19 protein-coding genes are annotated in these 16,686 nt (G+C 35.3%); all 19 read left to right on the forward strand.

Translation table 11 applies throughout. The features are described 5' to 3' along the window. Window positions 1-155 precede the first annotated feature (155 nt). The 19 genes from BW929_RS12025 to BW929_RS12120 all read left to right on the forward strand — a co-directional run bounded on the left by BW929_RS12025 (window position 156) and on the right by BW929_RS12120 (window position 16,546). Window positions 156-383 (forward strand): hypothetical protein, encoded by a 228-nt coding sequence (locus BW929_RS12025; protein ID WP_076545737.1) that lies wholly within the window; start codon window positions 156-158, stop codon window positions 381-383. Then, on the forward strand, window positions 355-678 hold the full coding sequence (locus tag BW929_RS12030; RefSeq protein ID WP_076545738.1) for a YbjQ family protein: 324 nt from the start codon (window positions 355-357) through the stop codon (window positions 676-678). Before BW929_RS12025 ends, BW929_RS12030 begins: the two co-directional genes overlap by 29 nt. Before the next feature lie 189 nt (window positions 679-867). After that, a complete protein-coding gene (locus BW929_RS12035; protein WP_076545739.1) occupies window positions 868-1,257 on the forward strand; it encodes a hypothetical protein in 390 nt (129 codons plus the stop codon). 111 nt (window positions 1,258-1,368) lie between these two features. Then, window positions 1,369-1,920, forward strand: coding sequence for an AAA family ATPase (locus tag BW929_RS12040; RefSeq protein ID WP_076545740.1), 552 nt, complete (start codon window positions 1,369-1,371; stop codon window positions 1,918-1,920). 47 nt (window positions 1,921-1,967) lie between these two features. Next, complete coding sequence (locus BW929_RS12045; protein ID WP_076545741.1) at window positions 1,968-2,927, forward strand: D-2-hydroxyacid dehydrogenase; 960 nt, start codon at window positions 1,968-1,970, stop codon at window positions 2,925-2,927. A gap of 143 nt (window positions 2,928-3,070) precedes the next feature. Next, window positions 3,071-4,810, forward strand: coding sequence for a methyl-accepting chemotaxis protein (locus tag BW929_RS12050; RefSeq protein WP_076545742.1), 1,740 nt, complete (start codon window positions 3,071-3,073; stop codon window positions 4,808-4,810). 185 nt (window positions 4,811-4,995) lie between these two features. Then, window positions 4,996-5,781 carry a formate dehydrogenase accessory sulfurtransferase FdhD gene (fdhD, locus tag BW929_RS12055; RefSeq protein WP_076545743.1) on the forward strand — a complete coding sequence of 262 codons (786 nt, stop codon included), beginning with the start codon at window positions 4,996-4,998 and terminating at the stop codon, window positions 5,779-5,781. A 30-nt stretch (window positions 5,782-5,811) separates the two neighbouring features. Continuing rightward, a complete protein-coding gene (locus BW929_RS12060; protein WP_076545744.1) occupies window positions 5,812-6,198 on the forward strand; it encodes a cobalamin B12-binding domain-containing protein in 387 nt (128 codons plus the stop codon). A 230-nt stretch (window positions 6,199-6,428) separates the two neighbouring features. Next, on the forward strand, window positions 6,429-6,845 hold the full coding sequence (gene mce, locus BW929_RS12065; RefSeq protein ID WP_076545745.1) for a methylmalonyl-CoA epimerase: 417 nt from the start codon (window positions 6,429-6,431) through the stop codon (window positions 6,843-6,845). Window positions 6,846-6,847: 2 nt separating this feature from the next. After that, complete coding sequence (locus BW929_RS12070) at window positions 6,848-8,398, forward strand: acyl-CoA carboxylase subunit beta (RefSeq protein ID WP_076545746.1); 1,551 nt, start codon at window positions 6,848-6,850, stop codon at window positions 8,396-8,398. A 59-nt stretch (window positions 8,399-8,457) separates the two neighbouring features. Continuing rightward, window positions 8,458-9,177, forward strand: coding sequence for an OadG family transporter subunit (locus BW929_RS15085; protein WP_084566203.1), 720 nt, complete (start codon window positions 8,458-8,460; stop codon window positions 9,175-9,177). Window positions 9,178-9,201: 24 nt separating this feature from the next. Next, the gene (locus tag BW929_RS12085; protein ID WP_076545747.1) at window positions 9,202-10,332 is read left to right on the forward strand and encodes a sodium ion-translocating decarboxylase subunit beta; all 1,131 of its coding nucleotides are present in this window, start codon (window positions 9,202-9,204) and stop codon (window positions 10,330-10,332) included. Between the two features lie 195 nt (window positions 10,333-10,527). Next, window positions 10,528-10,734: a 4Fe-4S binding protein gene (locus tag BW929_RS12090; RefSeq protein WP_076545748.1), complete on the forward strand. Its 207-nt coding sequence runs from the start codon at window positions 10,528-10,530 to the stop codon at window positions 10,732-10,734. Beyond that, window positions 10,724-11,884: a 2-oxoacid:acceptor oxidoreductase subunit alpha gene (locus BW929_RS12095; protein ID WP_076545749.1), complete on the forward strand. Its 1,161-nt coding sequence runs from the start codon at window positions 10,724-10,726 to the stop codon at window positions 11,882-11,884. Before BW929_RS12090 ends, BW929_RS12095 begins: the two co-directional genes overlap by 11 nt. Next, window positions 11,884-12,708, forward strand: coding sequence for a 2-oxoacid:ferredoxin oxidoreductase subunit beta (locus tag BW929_RS12100; protein ID WP_076545750.1), 825 nt, complete (start codon window positions 11,884-11,886; stop codon window positions 12,706-12,708). The genes BW929_RS12095 and BW929_RS12100 overlap by 1 nt, the downstream gene beginning before the upstream one ends. Beyond that, entirely contained in the window at window positions 12,708-13,280 is a 573-nt protein-coding gene (locus BW929_RS12105; protein ID WP_076545751.1) for a 2-oxoacid:acceptor oxidoreductase family protein, read from the forward strand. The genes BW929_RS12100 and BW929_RS12105 overlap by 1 nt, the downstream gene beginning before the upstream one ends. Continuing rightward, a complete protein-coding gene (locus BW929_RS12110; RefSeq protein WP_076545752.1) occupies window positions 13,267-14,967 on the forward strand; it encodes an acyl-CoA mutase large subunit family protein in 1,701 nt (566 codons plus the stop codon). Before BW929_RS12105 ends, BW929_RS12110 begins: the two co-directional genes overlap by 14 nt. 134 nt (window positions 14,968-15,101) lie before the next feature. Further along, complete coding sequence (locus tag BW929_RS12115) at window positions 15,102-15,410, forward strand: late competence development ComFB family protein (RefSeq protein WP_076545753.1); 309 nt, start codon at window positions 15,102-15,104, stop codon at window positions 15,408-15,410. 62 nt (window positions 15,411-15,472) lie between these two features. Continuing rightward, window positions 15,473-16,546 (forward strand): AI-2E family transporter, encoded by a 1,074-nt coding sequence (locus BW929_RS12120; RefSeq protein WP_076545754.1) that lies wholly within the window; start codon window positions 15,473-15,475, stop codon window positions 16,544-16,546. Window positions 16,547-16,686 lie beyond the last annotated feature (140 nt).

Consider the following 16,686-nt stretch of genomic DNA (forward strand, 5'->3'; position numbering starts at 1 on the left):
AGAATTTGAGTTTCTTTTCTGCTTTTAGATACAAATACCCAAAGTTGAAGTATCTGGGGTTAATTGGCTTATCAGGGATTATATTTTATTTGCTTGCGATTCTTGATGTTATAAAGGTTTAAAAGTGAACACTTTTTATTTTAAGGGTGATGTAAATGCTGAAAAAAATTGGAATAATTCTTCTGTTAATCAGTCTTGCTTTTCTAATCGGGAGTGGTCTTTATCATTTAATGCTGGTCATCATTAATGACCCAGGTTTACCACTTTTAATTAGATTTGCTCTTGGTGGTTTAATTATTGCTCTGCTAATAATTTTAATTGCCTTAATCAAGGAAAGGTGGGAGGATAAAAAAAATGAAAAATTTGATCATCGTAAATACTGAGAGTGTAGCAGGTAGAGAAATATCGGGGCAGCTGGGTCTTGTAAGGGGAAATACAATTAGAGCCAGACATATTGGCAGTGACATTATGGCTGGCTTAAGAAATATAGTTGGAGGCGAGGTAAAGGAATATACTCAGATGATTAGTGAAGCTCGAGAAGAGGCTCTAAAAAGAATGATTGAGGAAGCTGAAAGTTTAAATGCGGATGCAGTAGTAAATGTTCGCTTTACAACCTCACAGGTAATGGGCGGCGCAGCAGAAATTTTAGCTTACGGTACAGCTGTAAAGTTAAATTGATTCTAAGAACTTTAAGTTAATAAAATTTACGCTGAGATTTAAATATTTTTTATTATAGGAGACAAAAATATAAATGTGGAGGAATTTTTTAATGGCTTATTTTAAAAAAATTAAAGGAGAAATTCCAAATTTAGTTCAGAAGCTGATTAAATAACTAATAGCGCTGAAGCCTGATAAGAAAGGAAAATTATGAAAAAACTATTAACTTTTTTTCATTTTTTTGTTGGAATAGGTGCTTTATTTGGCGGTGGAGGGGCAATTATTAATCCGCTTAGCCCAATGGGGATTCCTATTGATGTTTTAGAGAACTCACCTTTTAATAGTTTTTTAGTTCCAGGTATAATTTTATTTGTAATTATAGGATTAGGTAATATTTTTGCAGCAGTTATTTTATTTAAAAACTATGATTATAGCTTTTATATTAGCCATTTTATGGGGCTTGTTCTTGCTGGTTGGATTGTTGTCCAGTGTGTAATGATGAGAACTATTAATTTTTTGCATATTATTTACTTTATAATTGGTGGAGTAGAAATGCTTATTTCACTTAGATTAATAATTAGTGAAAAGACTGTTTCTTAATGAAAGTGAGCAGATTTCTGCTCGCTTTTTGTTTTAAAAGCAGGTAATTAACTAAATTTATTGAATAAATATCTTAACAGAATGTTAATTTAGCTAATAAGGAGCAGAAAAATGATAAATCATCTACATATTTTAGGACCATCAGGTTCTGGGACTACAACAGTTGCTAAAGCACTGAGCAAAAAACATAATTTTGCTCATTTTGATGCTGATAATTATTTCTGGAAACCAACTGATCCCCCCTATCAGCAACTACGTTCAATTGAAGAACGCCGCTGTCTGCTAAAAAAAGATCTTAGAAATGAAAGCCGCTGGATAATTAGTGGTTCTTTTTGTGGCTGGGGAGATGTTTTTAGGGATTCCTTTGATCTTGTGATCTATCTCTGGACACCAATTAATGTTAGATTAAGAAGGCTAAAAAGCAGAGAGCAGCAGCGGTTCGGCAGTGCAGTGCTGCCCGGAGGTAAAATGTTTGAGAGGCACCAGAAATTTTTAGATTCAGCGGCAAGATATGATTATGATCAGACGGAATTCAGAAACAGGAGAACCCACGAAGAGTGGATGCAGAAATTAAATTGTCCGATTCTAAAAATTGAGGGCGAAAAAACAATCAAAGAGATTGTATCGTTAATAGAGGCTAAAATTGAAGAACTGGAAAGCTAAATTTTCAAAAATTTTAGTTTTAAAATAAAAGAGAGGAGTATACTAAATTGCACAATATATTAGTTATCAAAAATGAAATTTTTGACCTGCCAGCAGGAGCTGAAGCAGAAATAAATCAGCTGGATTCGGAACTCAAACTAAATTTAATTGATTCCAGCGAGGATTATCTACCTTTACTTAAAGAGGCGGAGATAGTATTTGGCTGGCCCAAAACTGATTTGGTCAAAAAGGCTGAAAATTTGAAGTGGCTTCATCTCCCCAGTGCTGGTGTTGACCGCTATGCAAATCAAGAAATATATCAAAAAAATGATGTTTTACTGACAAATTCAAGTGGAGTTTATGGGAAACCAATAGCCGAACATGTATTTTCGATGATTATGGCTCATAATCGGAATTTAATTGATTATGCCTATGATAAGAAGGACAAAAATTGGCAGCGTAAAACTGAAATTAAGGATTTCTTTAATTCCACAGTTGGGATTTTAGGTTTTGGGGATATCGGTAGTACAGTGGCTAAAAGAGCAAAGGCCTGGGGAGCTAAAGTTCTGGCCTTAAAAAGAACCATGATTGAAACTCCCGAATATGTGGATAAAATATATTTAAGTGATGACCTTGATAAACTATTAAAGGAATCGGATTATCTTATTTTGACTCTCCCGGCTACTCCTAAAACAGAAGGCATAATTGGACGAGATGAATTTAAATTAATGAAAGACTCTGTTTTTATAGTTAATATAGGTCGAGGTACTTTAATTAAACAGGATCAGCTGATTGAGGCTCTAAAAAACAACTGGATTTCAGGAGCAGGACTTGATGTAACAGATCCAGAGCCTCTGCCGGAAAACAGTCAACTCTGGGATCTGGATAATGTGATTTTAACACCGCATACTTCTGGCTTTTCGCCTACAAACGACCAGCGGCGTTTTGAAATTTTTAAAGACAATTTGCGGAGCTATCTCAATGGTCAACAGCTTAAAAATATAGTTGATTTTAAATTAAAATATTAATTTTGTAAAAAAAACTGCTTTCCGGCAGTTTTTTTCTTTTTAAAGCAGGAAAATCAACCTGAGTAAAGAAGTATATTTAATAACAAATATGATTATTTTTATCAGAATAATTATATTTATTTTTTTAGGGAGGTTAGTATTTAGTGCAGAAGATTAAGTTTGGTATAAAAAAGAAAATGATAACATTTATTGTAATGTTGGTTGTTATAACTGTGATTACTCTTGGCTTTTATTCTTTAAACAATTTGAATGACACACTTTATCAGGAAAAAGAAACTCAGGTTAGAGAAATGGTAAATTCGGCACTTGGAGTCATAGAATATTATTACCAGATGGAAATAAACGGTAAAATAAGTCGAGAAGAAGCTCAGAAAAGAGCTGCTTTGGCTGTCGAAAAGATGACTTTTGGCCAGAATGATCGAGATTATTTCTGGATTAATGATCAGCAGCCTGTAATGATAATGCATCCTTACTCTAAGTCCTTAGAGGGTGAGAATATTGGCTCAATTCAAGATCCAGATGGAAAATATTTATTTAGAGAAATGGTTGAGGTTGTAAAAGAAAATGAGGCTGGTTTTGTAGAATATCAGTGGCAGTATTATGATCAGGAAAATCGTATTGAACCAAAACTCTCTTATGTTAAGGGATTTGAACCCTGGGGTTGGATTCTTGGTACCGGAGTATATATTGACAATATTAAAAGTTCATATTTAGAGTTAAGAAATCAGTTTTTAATAATTGGGCTCATAATTTTATTGATTTCTTTATTGCTAACCTATTTAATTGCCAGTTATCTGGCCAGCCCAATTAGTTTATTAACAGGAATTATAGATCGACTGGCAGATTTTGATCTAAGAGATAATAACAAAGAACTTCTCACAAAATACAGCATTCGTAGTGATGAAATAGGTTCAATTGCGGTCGCTTTAAAGCGAATGAAAGATAATCTTTTAGAATCGGTTAAAAAAGAGTCTGATATTGCTGAAAATCTGGCAGCATCAAGTGAAGAACTTTCAGCCAGCAGTCAGGAAATGTCAGCTTCGGCTGAGGAAGTTAGTCGTTCTATTAACAATTTAGCTCAAGGAACAGTTATGCAGAACGATAAACTTGCTCAAACGGAAGAAAACATAGTAGAGCTTGATCAAAAAATAGATGCGATTACTGAAAAAGCAGAAGTGATTAAAACTGAAGCTGATGAAGCAGGAAAAGAGATTGATAAAGGAAATAAAGCAGTAAAAACTACGGCAGATGAGATAGAAGTTGTAGTTGATAATCAGCAAAATGTTCTAAAGAGTGTATCAGAATTAGATGAATTATCCGGACAGATTGGTAAAATTGTTGAGATTATTAATGGAATTGCAGATCAGACAAACCTACTGGCTTTAAACGCTGCAATTGAGGCTGCAAGGGCTGGCGAAGCTGGTCGTGGTTTTAGTGTTGTTGCAGAAGAAATAAGAGAACTTGCAGAAGAATCATCTCAGGCAACAGATGAGATAAATAGTCTGATCAAAGAGATTCAGACAAAAGTCAGCGACACTACAGAGATGATGACAGAATCTGATCAGGGAGTTAGAGCAAGCAGCAGAGCAGTTGCAGAAGCGGAAAGAACTTTTGCAGAAATTGAAAGTGTTGTTTCGCGATTGAGTAGTTTAATAAATGAAATTGCTGATAATTCTCAGGAGATGAAGCATAATAGTAAAGATGTTAGTAAAGCTGTAGAGGATATCTCGGAAATAAGTAGGGAATCTGCTTCAATTGCAGAAGAGGTAGCAGCCGCCTCAGATGAGCAGAGTAATTCAACTATTGATATAGTCAATGCTGCAGAAGATCTTGCCGAAATGGCACAGAAATTAACTGGTATTACTTCGAAATACAAAAGCTAAAAAATTCTAAATGTCCGGGGCCTGAAAAGTGCTCTCCGGGCATTTTTTTCTTTCCAAATTTTTATAAAAAAATAAAGGTTAATAGTAATTATTAGAGAAGTATAAAAATATACAAAGTGACTGCATTAAAGAGGCTTTATTAGTTTGGGTTTTGTTTAGTAATAGTTTTAAGAGGAGTGTAAGAAATGGAAGAGAAGGTTATAATCAGAAAAAATATCAGAAAATTTAAAATAAACAAATTTATTGATGAACAGGATTTGATAATTAGTGAGGAACCACTGACACTCTTTATAAATGGCTATCAGTTTTTGACTCTGATGGTGCTTCAGGAAAATTTGGAAGAATTGATTATAGGTTTTCTGGCGGCAGAAGGAATTATCGAGGTTGAAAATGATCTAAAAAAAATTGATTTTAAATATGACAAAACTGTGGCTATGATTGAAGTAAAAGGAGATTTCTCACCAGCAGCCTATAAAAAAAGAACGTTAACATCGGGTTGTGGAGGAGGATCAACTTTTATTAATCTTAAAGACTGTGCAGCAGCCAAAAACATTAGTTCTGACCTAAAAGTTATTGCAGCTAAAATTCCGCTTTTAATGAGCAACTTACAGCAGAATACAGAATATTTTCACCAGACAGGGGGGACTCATATTGCAGCCCTGGCTACAGATAATCAGATTATTTATCAGTTTGAAGACATCGGACGTCATAATACCATCGACAAAGTTATTGGCAGGGCATTAAAGGACAATATTCAACTTGCAAATAAAATTGTTCTCACCAGTGGTAGAATTTCTTCGGAAATGGTTGTGAAAATCCTGAAACAAAAAATACCATTTTTAGTCTCAAGATCGGCCCCGACAGAGGCGGCAATTAAAATAGCTAGAGCAAGAAATCTGACTTTGATAGGTTTCTGCAGGGGTAAGCGTTTTAACATTTATAGTGGGGAAGAAAGAATAAAATTAGATTAAAATATTAAATTTAGATAGGAGAGGATTCTATTGAAAAGTAAAAAAAGAATTTTAATTGCTAAATTAGGACTGGATGGCCATGACCGGGGAGCAAAAGTGGTTGCACGGGCTTTAAAAGATGCAGGGATGGAAGTAATTTATACCGGTCTCAGGAATACAGCTCAGGATATTGTGAGCACTGCCCTGCAGGAAGATGTTGATTTGATTGGCATTAGTATTCTTTCTGGGGCTCAAAAAACTCTTTTAAAAAAGTTATTTAGATTATTGGAGGAAGAAAAAATAGAAAATACTCCTGTTATTATAGGGGGAATAATTCCTCAGAGTGATTATAATTATCTTTATCAGTTAGGAGTTAAAAAAATTTTTGCTAGTGGTACTCCTCTATCAGAGATAGTAAATTATGTTGAGAATATTTAATCAGTGCCTGGATGAATTTATTTGTTTGCTTAGATCAGGAAGTTAAAAGGTAATAGTGATTGAGCCAACAGGCCAGCATATTTGAAGATTATTTAGCAAAAATATTAGCGGTAGAAACCGCGCCAGTTCAGCTTGTTGAGGAGTTTGTTGATAATAATTTAACAATCTTAGTTGACTTGTGGTCAGTTTTTTGCTATCCTTAATGGTGTCGATTAAGTAAAGGAGGTAAAATGAATCTCAAAAATATAGAACATATAGGGATTGCAGTTCAGAATCTGGAGAATGCCCTTAACTTTTATCAAAACATCCTGGGTTTAAAATTTATTAAGCGAGAAATCGTGGAGACACAGGCGGTTGAGATAGCTTTTTTAAAAGTTGGAGAGAGTAAAATAGAGTTGCTTGAGCCCTTAAATGAAGAGAGTACTATTGCCAGATTTCTCGAAAAGAACGGGGAAGGGATTCATCACTTTGCTATTTTAGTCGACAGCATTGAGGATAAGATAAAAGCAATGCAGGCTCAGGGAGCTAGATTGATAGGAAATAAGGCAAGCGCTGGTGCAGACAATATGAAAATTATTTTTGTTCATCCCAGAAGTACTAACGGAGTCTTGTTAGAGTTATGTGAACCATTTGCTAAGGAGGAATAATAATGTCAGTAGAAGATAAGGAAAAATTATTAGAAGATAAAAAAGAGACGATTCGACAGGGTGGTGGCCAGGCAAGAATAGAAAAGCAGCACAAAAAGAATAAAAAAACCGCCAGAGAAAGAATAGAATACTTACTTGATGATAACACATTTAATGAATTAAATATGTTTGTAGAAAATCGCAGTACATCTTTAGGCATGGACGAAAAGGAAGTGCCAGGAGAAGGTGTAGTAGTAGGTTATGGAACTATCGAAGGTAGGCTGGTTTATGTTTATGCTCAGGACTTTACAGTAATGGGAGGTTCTGTTGGAGAAGCTCATGCACAAAAGATTTCTGAAGTAATGGACTTAGCTGTTAAGAACGGTGCGCCAGTTATTGGTTTAAATGATTCCGGTGGAGCAAGAATCAATGAGGGTATAGACTCCCTTAATGGCTATGGAGAGATCTTTTATCGTAATACTAAAGCTTCTGGTGTGGTACCCCAGATTACAGCAATTTTAGGGCCCTGTGCCGGTGGAGCAGTTTATTCACCAGCAATTACAGATTTTATAGTTATGGTTGACCAGACATCCAAGATGTTTATAACCGGTCCCAGTGTAGTTAAGTCAGTAACTGGGGAAGAAGTAACAGCAGAAGAACTTGGAGGAGCAGCCACCCATAATGAAATTAGTGGTGTAGCTCATTTTATGGAAGCTAATGAGGAAGCAGCTTTAACCAGGATCAGAAAACTATTATCTTACATACCCGATAATTTTAAAGAAGAACCTGAAAGCCTGGAGAGTAATGACAGTCCAGGTCGAAGTACAGAAGAATTAAAAGAGATAGTAAATGAAAACCCGAAAAAAGCTTACAATGTTAAAGATGTAATAGAAATTTTGGTTGATAGGGATAGCTTTATGGAAATTCAGCCTTATTTTGCTAAAAATGCAGTAATCGGTTTTGCCAGATTAAATGGGCGCAGTGTGGGGATAGTAGCAAACCAACCTCAATTTTTAGCCGGCTGTTTAAATATTGATGCATCAACTAAGATAGCAAGATTTATTCGTTTCTGTGACAGTTTTAATATTCCCATTATTTCGTTAGTAGATGTTCCCGGATATTTACCCGGAGTTGAACAGGAATACGGAGGAGTAATCAGGCATGGAGCGAAAGTACTGTATGCATATTCAGAAGCGACAGTACCCAAGATTACTTTAATAATGCGCAAAGCTTATGGAGGAGCGTATATAGCGATGGGAAGTCGTTCGGTAAGAGCTGATTTAGTTTATGCCTGGCCGATAGCAGAGATAGCAGTTATGGGACCGGAGGGAGCAGCCAATGTAATTTACAGAAAAGAGATAAAGGCTGCAGATGATCCAGGTCAGCTGAGGCAGGAGAAAATAGACGAATATAAGGATAACTTTGCCAATCCATATATTGCAGCAAAAAGAGGAATGGTAAATGATGTAATCAAGATGGAAGAAAGCAGAAATAAACTAATTAATGGTCTTGAGATGATGATTAACAAACGCGAAGATGGACAGGATAAAAAGCACGGTAATATTCCGTTATAAAATAGTAGTTTGAAATTGCTTTTACAATTATTTGATTATTTTAAGTTGGGAGGAATTAGATGAATGTCTTAGGAGAAACACTGGAGATTACCGTAATTGGACTTTCCGTTGTTTTTTTAGTACTGCTTTTATTAACTATCATTTTGAAGCTTCAGGGCTGGTTAATGGAAAAATTCTTTTTAAAAAGTAAAAAAGAAACCAAAAAGCAGGTTGAAAAAGAAGGAAATATAGCAAAAACAGAAAAGAAGAAAAGAGCTGTTATTGCTGCAGCGATAGATTCGTATCTTAAAGATCATCCGGCAGGATTTACTACTCAGGAGGGAAGAAATATGCAAAAGTATAAAATAAAAATTGATGACGAAATTTATGAAGTTGAAGTAGAATTAGTTGATGAGGGTAATAATATTAAATCAATTAATAAAAGTAATAATCAGAGTAAAAGTAAGTTTTCTACTATTTCAAAAGATAGTAATAGTACAACAGATAAACAGTCAGCAGCTAAAAAGAGAGCAGCTCAAATTAAGAGTAAAGAAAAATCAAGAACTTCTTCGGTTTCTGAAGATGACGAACTGGAAATTAAAGCACCAATGCCAGGTCAGATCCTGATGCTTGCTGTTACAGAAGGAGAAGAAGTTCAGGAAGGACAGCATCTAGCAGTACTGGAAGCAATGAAAATGGAAAATGATATTACTGCACCAAAAGATGGTGTAATTAAAGAGGTATGTGTAAAAGAAGGTAAAGAGGTTAATTCTGGAGATAATTTGTTTATTTTAAATTAACAGTAAAAGGATGGTGTACTATTTGTGACAGATAAAATAATATTATTTTTACAGGGAAGTGGTTTTGCTCAATTGAGCTGGGGTCATATTGGAATGATTATCATTTCAGCTATTTTAATGTACCTTGCAATATTTAAGGAATATGAACCCCTTTTACTATTACCAATTAGCTTTGGTATTTTCCTATCTAATATTCCAGGAACAGGATTAATGTCCGGCCCAACAGCTAAAACTGTTGGTGGTTTGCTGCATTATCTTTATGAGGGTGTAAGGTTGGGGATTTATCCTCCTTTAATATTTTTAGGAATTGGAGCTATGACTGATTTTGGACCACTAATTGCTCAACCCAAAACAATGTTGTTGGGGGCAGCGGCTCAGTTGGGAATATTTACTACTTTTTTTGGTTCAAGATTATTAGGATTTAATCCAGCAGAGGCTGGTTCGATTGCAATAATTGGTGGTGCAGATGGACCAACATCTATTTATTTAACATCATTATTATCACCGCATTTACTGGGGCCAATAGCTATTGCAGCTTATATCTATATTGCTCTGGTACCTTTAATTCAGCCGCCAATTATTAAGTTTTTTACTACCAAAGAAGAACGATCAATTGAAATGGGTCAGATGAGGAGAGTTAAAAAAATTGAGAAATTAATTTTCCCAATTCTGGTTTCATTAATTGTTGGATTAATTGTACCACAGGCATTAACTCTGGTTGGTATGCTGATGTTAGGAAATATATTAAAAGAAAGTGGAGTTGCAAAAAGATTATCAGATACTGCCAGTACTGCAATGATAAATATTGTTACAATTCTTTTAATGTTGAGTGTTGGTGCAAGTTTGAAAGCTGAACAGTTTTTTACTATTCAGTTTATTTCCATTATTGGACTGGGATTATCTGCTTTTGCCTTAAGTACTTTTTCAGGTTTAATGATGGGGAAATTAATGTATTATTTAACAAATGGAAAAATCAACCCAATAATTGGTGCAGCAGGTGTTTCAGCAGTACCTGAAGCAGCTAGATGTTCTCAGAAGCTTGGAAATGAAGCAAATCCAGGGAACTTTTTATTAATGCATGCTATGGGACCTAATGTAGCAGGAGTAATTGGTTCTGCTGTTGCAGCGGGAGTACTGTTATCAGTTTTAGGGTAGTTATAATTAATTAAAGATTAGGCCAGCAGTATACCTGCCGGCTTAATTTACAGCAATAAAAGTCAGAAAATTAAAATAATACTTTTAAATAAATTTAAAAATTTTCTTTTTTTTAAAGTAGAGAGTATCGAGCAGCTGGCTTCATCTCCGCCTGAAATGGGCAGAAAATAAAATTATTTTTAAGGAGTGAAAATCATGGCCAGAGGTGAGAGAATAGAAATTGAACATCCTGACTGGTGTAAAAACTGTGGTATTTGTGTTTCGGTTTGTCCAACAGATATTTTAATTAAAGGTAAAAAGATAGTAGAAATTTTTGATTTAGAAAAGTGCATAGGCTGTCATAATTGTGAGTTGATTTGTCCTGACTTTGTGTTGAAGGTGGTGGCAAGTGATGAAGACTAAAATATTTAAGCCAGAAAAAAGAGCGGTTCTTCTCCAGGGTGATCAGGCAGTTGTAGAAGGTGCACTGGCAGCAGGGGTAGAATTTTTTGCCGGTTATCCAATTACTCCCGCCTCCGAAATTGCGGAGGGTTTTGCCAGAGAACTGCCTAAAATTGGAGGCAAGTTTTTACAGATGGAAGACGAAATCGCCGGAATGGCTGCAGTGGTAGGTGCCTCACTTGCTGGGAAAAAATCAATTACTGCTACAAGTGGACCAGGATTTGCTCTCAAACAGGAGAATCTGGGCTTTGCAACTATGGTAGAAGCACCTTTAGTTGTAGTTAATGTGCAGAGAGTTGGTCCTTCAACTGGTCTCCCCACTTCACCTTCCCAGGGAGATTTGATGCAGACTCGCTGGGGGAGAAATGGTGATCAGGAAATAATTGCTCTGGCACCTGCTTCTGTAGCAGAAAGTTACGAACTGACAATTAAAGCAGTAAATTTAAGTGAGAAATTTAGGCAGCCGGTTGTTTTGCTGCTGGATGAAGTTATTGGGCATTTGAGAGAAAAAATATATTTAAATGACAGTGAAGAAATCGAAATAATTAACAGAAAGCGTCCCACCGCAGATCAGGATCCAAAAAGTTATCTTCCTTATCAGCAGACTGATGACTTAATTCCTCCCATGGCTGATTATGGTAGTGGTTTTAAATATCATACAAGTGGTTTATTTCATGATCAGAGTGGATTTCCTGATGGTAAAAAGGAGACTGCCAAATTGATGCAGGACCGACTCCATAATAAGCTGCACAATAATTTGGAGCAGATAATATTTTATCAGAAAGATATTAGAAATGATGATCGGGTGGCAGTTTTGAGTTATGGATCGACTGCCAGAACAGCGATTAGTGCTGTCAATACTGGACGAAAAGATAATCTGAAAGCTGGCTGGTTTAAACTACAGACAGTGTGGCCGTTTGCAGAAAGGGAAGTCGCCAAACTGGCAGCTCAGGTTGAGACCATTATTGTACCTGAATTAAACCAGGGGCAGTTGATTAGAGAAGTTGAAAGAGCAGTCGCCGGTCAGGCCAGAGTTCTCGGGATAAATTCTTATGCAGGAGAATTAATTAAGCCGGAAGCAATCAGAGATCTAATGGAGGAGGTATTATAATGGAAACTGAAAAATATTTAAGAATGGATAAATTACCTCATATCTGGTGTCCGGGCTGTGGCCATGGGACTATTTTAAATTCATTTATTAGAGCTTTTACTGAAAGTGATTTAGATCAGGATAAAACAGTTGTGATCTCAGGTATTGGTTGTTCTGGCCGAGCTACCGGTTATTTAAATTTTGACACTCTGCATACTACTCACGGGAGAGCTATTGCTTTTGCTACAGGAGTTAAAATGGCCAATCCCAACTTAAATGTTATTGTAATGACTGGAGACGGTGATGGGACTGCAATTGGTGGCAATCATTTAATTCATGCTGCTCGTCGGAATATTGATTTAACAGTTATTTTATTTAATAATCAGATTTATGGAATGACAGGTGGACAATTTTCGCCAATGACTCCTCCCAGTGATATGGCAACCACTGCTCCATATGGCAATATTGATCAAAACTTTGATCTGGCACAACTTGTCGAAGGAGCAGGAGGAACTTTTATTGCCCGAGGAGCTACTTTTGATCCCCGGCAGTTAAAAAGGTTATATCTTGCTGCCTTAAAACATAAGGGATTTTCTTTTGTAGAAAGCTTTTCGCAGTGTCCGGTTAGTTATGGACGTCAGAACGGAAGCGGAGATGCGGTAGAGATGTTGAAGAGTCAGAAAAAGAATACAGTAGACTTTAAAAAGTGGCAGCAGCTCAGTACTGAGAAAAAACAGCTTTTGTATCCCCTGGGAATTTTAAAAGAAGTGGATAGTCCTGAGAGTGAATATACTGTCCGTTATAAAAAGATTATTGCAAAAGCAAATCAAGAGGGGGCTTTATAATGAATAGATATGAAATTAGACTAAGTGGTGCCGGAGGTCAGGGAATGATTTTAGCTGGGAAAATTCTGGCTGAGGCAGGAGTTATGGTTGATAATTTAAATATTAGTCAGAGTCAGTCTTATGGTCCGGAATCAAGAGGGGGAGCCAGCCGGTCTGAGATTGTTTTTGATGAAGACCAGATTGATTTTCCTAAAGTTATTAAACCTGATCTTTTAGTCTGTTTGACTCAGGAGTCCTTTGATCAGTACGGATCTGATTTAAAAAGTTATGGAGTAATTATTGTTGATAGTAGAATTGATATTTCTGCTGTTAGACAGGAATTTAAAGATAATGTTTATCAGCTAAATATTCTAGATCTGGCTGCTAGAAAAATTGGGGAAGAAATTTCTGCTAATATGATTGTATTGGGGGTTATTTCCAGAATTATACAGAACAAAATTCCAGTAGAGTTTATTAAAAAGGCAATAATCGAAAAGGTCCCCCCGGAAACTATTGATATTAATATGGAGGCTTTTGATTTGGGTTTTGATTTAAAACTTGATAAAAGGAGCTATATTTATGGGAGAATATAAAGATAAAGAACAGAGTGAAAATGAATATTGGAGTTTAAAGGAGAATGAAAAAAGCTGGCAGGAAAACAAATATCAAAAAACAGCAGAACGTTTTGGTTTGAGGAAGGATGTTTTTTCTTCTGATACAGAATTCAAAATTAAACCTCTTTATACACCCCTGGATTCTCAGAATATTAATTATAAAAAGAAGCTTTCATTTCCTGGAGAGTTTCCATTTACCAGAGGAGTTTATCCAACAATGTATCGTTCCCGTCTCTGGACAATGAGACAGTATTCGGGATATGGTACTGCCAGAGAAACAAATAATCGATTCAAATATCTTTTAAAACAGGGGCAGTCTGGTTTGAGCGTTGCCTTCGATCTTCCCACACAAATTGGTTATGACTCTGATCATCAGCTGGCTGAGGGAGAGGTAGGAAAAGTAGGGGTAGCAATTGATAGCGTAGAAGATATGAAAATTCTTTTTGATGATATTCCCCTGGCCGAAGTTAGTACTTCAATGACAATTAATGCACCGGCTGCAGTTGTTCTGGCAATGTATATTGTAGCGGCCGAAGAGAAAGGGATTGCGCCTGAACAGCTGTCCGGGACTATTCAAAATGATATTTTGAAAGAATATGTTGCTCGAGGAACTTATATTTACCCACCTGAACCTTCACTGCGTCTGATTACAGATATTTTTGATTATTGTTCTCAAAAGATGCCTGGCTTTAACACAATTAGTATTAGTGGCTATCATATTCGGGAAGCAGGCTCAACTGCTGTTCAGGAACTTGCTTTTACTCTGGCAGATGCTTTGACTTATGTGGAAGCAGCTTTAAAAATTGGTCTTGATATTGATGATTTTGCTCCAAGACTGTCATTTTTCTTTGCTGCTCAGATGAATCTAATGGAAGAAACAGCTAAATTTAGAGCGGCCAGGAGACTCTGGGCTGAAATTATGGAAGAAAAATTTGGGGCAGAAAAGAAGAAGTCGAAACTGCTGCGTTTTCATACCCAGACTGCGGGAACTGCTTTAACAGCCAGTCAGCCCTTAAATAATATAATTAGAGTAACAATCCAGGCAATGGCAGCTGTTTTTGGTGGCACTCAATCTCTGCATACAAATTCTTATGATGAAGCTTTGTCTCTTCCCTCTGAAGAAGCAGTAGAAATAGCTTTGAGAACTCAACAGATTATTGCAGAAGAAAGTGGAATTGCTGATGTTATTGATCCACTTGGAGGTTCCTACTATTTAGAAGAATTAACGGATACTTTTGTAGAAAAAAGTCGTAAATATTTAAATAAAATTGATCAACTTGGTGGAATGATAGAGGCAATAAAAACAGGTTATATACAGCGAGAAATTCAGGAAAGCGCCTATCAAAAGCAAAAGGAGATTGACCAAAAAAAGAAAGTAGTGGTTGGAGTCAATCGATACCAGACAGAAAATCATAACTCGGGAATAGAACTGCATCAACTTAATCCAGATCTAGAAACAGATCAGATAGCAGATCTGAAAAAAATCAAAAACAGTAGAGACCAAAAAAAGCTTCAAAAAGCATTAAAAGCAGTTAAATCTACTGCTAAAACTAATGAAAATTTAATGCCAGCTATTATTCAAGCCGTTAGGGCTAGAGCAACTTTAGGTGAAATAAACGATCAATTAAGAGAAGTATTTGGTGAGTATCAAAATAGAAATATATAATTATTATTTAAACCCTGTCATTTTTAGGCAGGGTTTTTACTATTTATAAAGAAATATTAATTTAAGAAGTCAAATTAATAGGGGGAAAATTCTTAATTAAAATTATTTAATTCTAAATAAGTGGGAGGTAAATTATGCTAAGAAATGAAAAATTAAAGAGTCTAAAAAAGAGTTTGAATAACTTAACTGAAGAAGTTGTATTAGAAATGTTGGACGAGATGCTTCAAAGAGAGGAATTTAATGATGTCTGCAAGGATGAAGATTGTTTATTGGATATGGCAAGTTATGCTTTGAATCGTTTGCCTGCAAAATATGTTGCCACTTCTAAAGGAGAAGTTTTTTCCAAAACAGAAGAGCTTGAACAGCAGCATTCAGTTGATGTACTTTCTGTTGTTACCAGAGCCATTAAAGTTGTATCAGAGAATAAGCATCATAATACATAATTCCTGTTGGGCAATATAGATTTTTTTATAGGTTGAAAATGAAATGATTTAAGGAGGCTTTTATGTTCAAAGAACGTTTTTTTAGAATTGGACACGGAGTAATAATTATTCTGATAATAATTTTTTTAGCTGGCCAGATACCATATTTTACAGCACCTTTAACTTCCGTACTCAGTTTTGTGCTGCTGCCGCTTTTGTTCAGTACTTTTTTATATTATTTAATGAGGCCACTGGTTAGATTTTTGCATAAATGGATCAAAAACAAATCTCTTTCAATAGTGATTTCATTTTTGGTGGTTATTACAATTATAACAATGGTCTTTTATTTTGGCGGCAGTATTATTTACAATCAGGGCAAAGAGCTCAGCCAGAGCTTAAGTGGTAATTATGACTATATTTACAATTTTATCCTGGGTATAATTGAAAGTTTGAGAGAATATATAAATTTTGATCAGTCTTTTTTAGAAGATTTGAATTTAAGGGAAAGAATATTCTCTTATGCAAATAATCTGGCTCAGAAAATTTCTTCTTATAATTATATGGGGATTTTTAGTTCTATTACTAATTTTGGATTAATAATTTTGTTGATTCCATTTGTATTATTTTATTTACTTAAAGATGATAAAAAGATATTTGATAATTTAATGACATTTGTTCCAGAATCTAAAAAGAGGAAAGTCGAAAAAATGGGAGTTGAAATTGATCAAATACTCTCTACTTTTATCAGTTCTCAGCTGGTTGTAGCATTTTTTCTGGGCTTAGTAATGTTTGCAGGTTTTTTAATTATTGGACTTCCTAATGCTGTTGTTTTGTCTTTAATAGCAATGATAACTTCTTTAATTCCTATTATTGGACCGTTTTTTGGCAGCCTGCCGGCTGTTTTTGTTGCTGTAACAAATAGCTGGTTTTTATTTTTAGGAGTTCTGACAATTATTTTGATTGCACAATATTTAGAAGGAAATGTTATTAGACCCCTTGTCCAGGGAAGAAGATTGGAGATTCATCCGATTGCAGTTTTATTTGTAGTTTTATCAGGTGTTTATTTATTTGGATTTATCGGAGCCCTAACCGCTGTTCCATTTTATGTGGTTGTAAGATTGATTTTCAGGAAAAAATATATAGAAAAAGAAATATAAATTTAAAGCTTATTGGCAGCGAGTGTCTGGAAATTACCTCCAGATACCTGGTGCCATCTTTTTTTATTGTTAATTAAGTTACTTTTTTAGCTAAATCCTTGACTAAAGTTGAGTAATGTTGTAGGATATAAATAGCAGAA

Origin of the sequence: Halanaerobium kushneri (assembly GCF_900156285.1) — a bacterium.
GTDB classification, from domain to species: domain Bacteria; phylum Bacillota; class Halanaerobiia; order Halanaerobiales; family Halanaerobiaceae; genus Halanaerobium; species Halanaerobium kushneri.

What these genes read in the sequence shown, in the direction of transcription:
- BW929_RS12095 (WP_076545749.1), top strand. Translation starts at nt 10,724, where the DNA reads ATGAAGACTAAAATATTTAAGCCAGAAAAAAGAGCGGTTCTTCTCCAG.
- BW929_RS12105 (WP_076545751.1), top strand. Translation starts at nt 12,708, where the DNA reads ATGAATAGATATGAAATTAGACTAAGTGGTGCCGGAGGTCAGGGAATG.
- BW929_RS12070 (WP_076545746.1), top strand. Translation starts at nt 6,848, where the DNA reads ATGTCAGTAGAAGATAAGGAAAAATTATTAGAAGATAAAAAAGAGACG.
- BW929_RS12120 (WP_076545754.1), top strand. Translation starts at nt 15,473, where the DNA reads ATGTTCAAAGAACGTTTTTTTAGAATTGGACACGGAGTAATAATTATT.
- BW929_RS12110 (WP_076545752.1), top strand. Translation starts at nt 13,267, where the DNA reads ATGGGAGAATATAAAGATAAAGAACAGAGTGAAAATGAATATTGGAGT.
- BW929_RS12030 (WP_076545738.1), top strand. Translation starts at nt 355, where the DNA reads ATGAAAAATTTGATCATCGTAAATACTGAGAGTGTAGCAGGTAGAGAA.
- fdhD (WP_076545743.1), top strand. Translation starts at nt 4,996, where the DNA reads ATGGAAGAGAAGGTTATAATCAGAAAAAATATCAGAAAATTTAAAATA.
- BW929_RS12035 (WP_076545739.1), top strand. Translation starts at nt 868, where the DNA reads ATGAAAAAACTATTAACTTTTTTTCATTTTTTTGTTGGAATAGGTGCT.
- BW929_RS12090 (WP_076545748.1), top strand. Translation starts at nt 10,528, where the DNA reads ATGGCCAGAGGTGAGAGAATAGAAATTGAACATCCTGACTGGTGTAAA.
- BW929_RS12040 (WP_076545740.1), top strand. Translation starts at nt 1,369, where the DNA reads ATGATAAATCATCTACATATTTTAGGACCATCAGGTTCTGGGACTACA.
- BW929_RS12100 (WP_076545750.1), top strand. Translation starts at nt 11,884, where the DNA reads ATGGAAACTGAAAAATATTTAAGAATGGATAAATTACCTCATATCTGG.
- BW929_RS15085 (WP_084566203.1), top strand. Translation starts at nt 8,458, where the DNA reads ATGAATGTCTTAGGAGAAACACTGGAGATTACCGTAATTGGACTTTCC.
- BW929_RS12025 (WP_076545737.1), top strand. Translation starts at nt 156, where the DNA reads ATGCTGAAAAAAATTGGAATAATTCTTCTGTTAATCAGTCTTGCTTTT.
- mce (WP_076545745.1), top strand. Translation starts at nt 6,429, where the DNA reads ATGAATCTCAAAAATATAGAACATATAGGGATTGCAGTTCAGAATCTG.
- BW929_RS12115 (WP_076545753.1), top strand. Translation starts at nt 15,102, where the DNA reads ATGCTAAGAAATGAAAAATTAAAGAGTCTAAAAAAGAGTTTGAATAAC.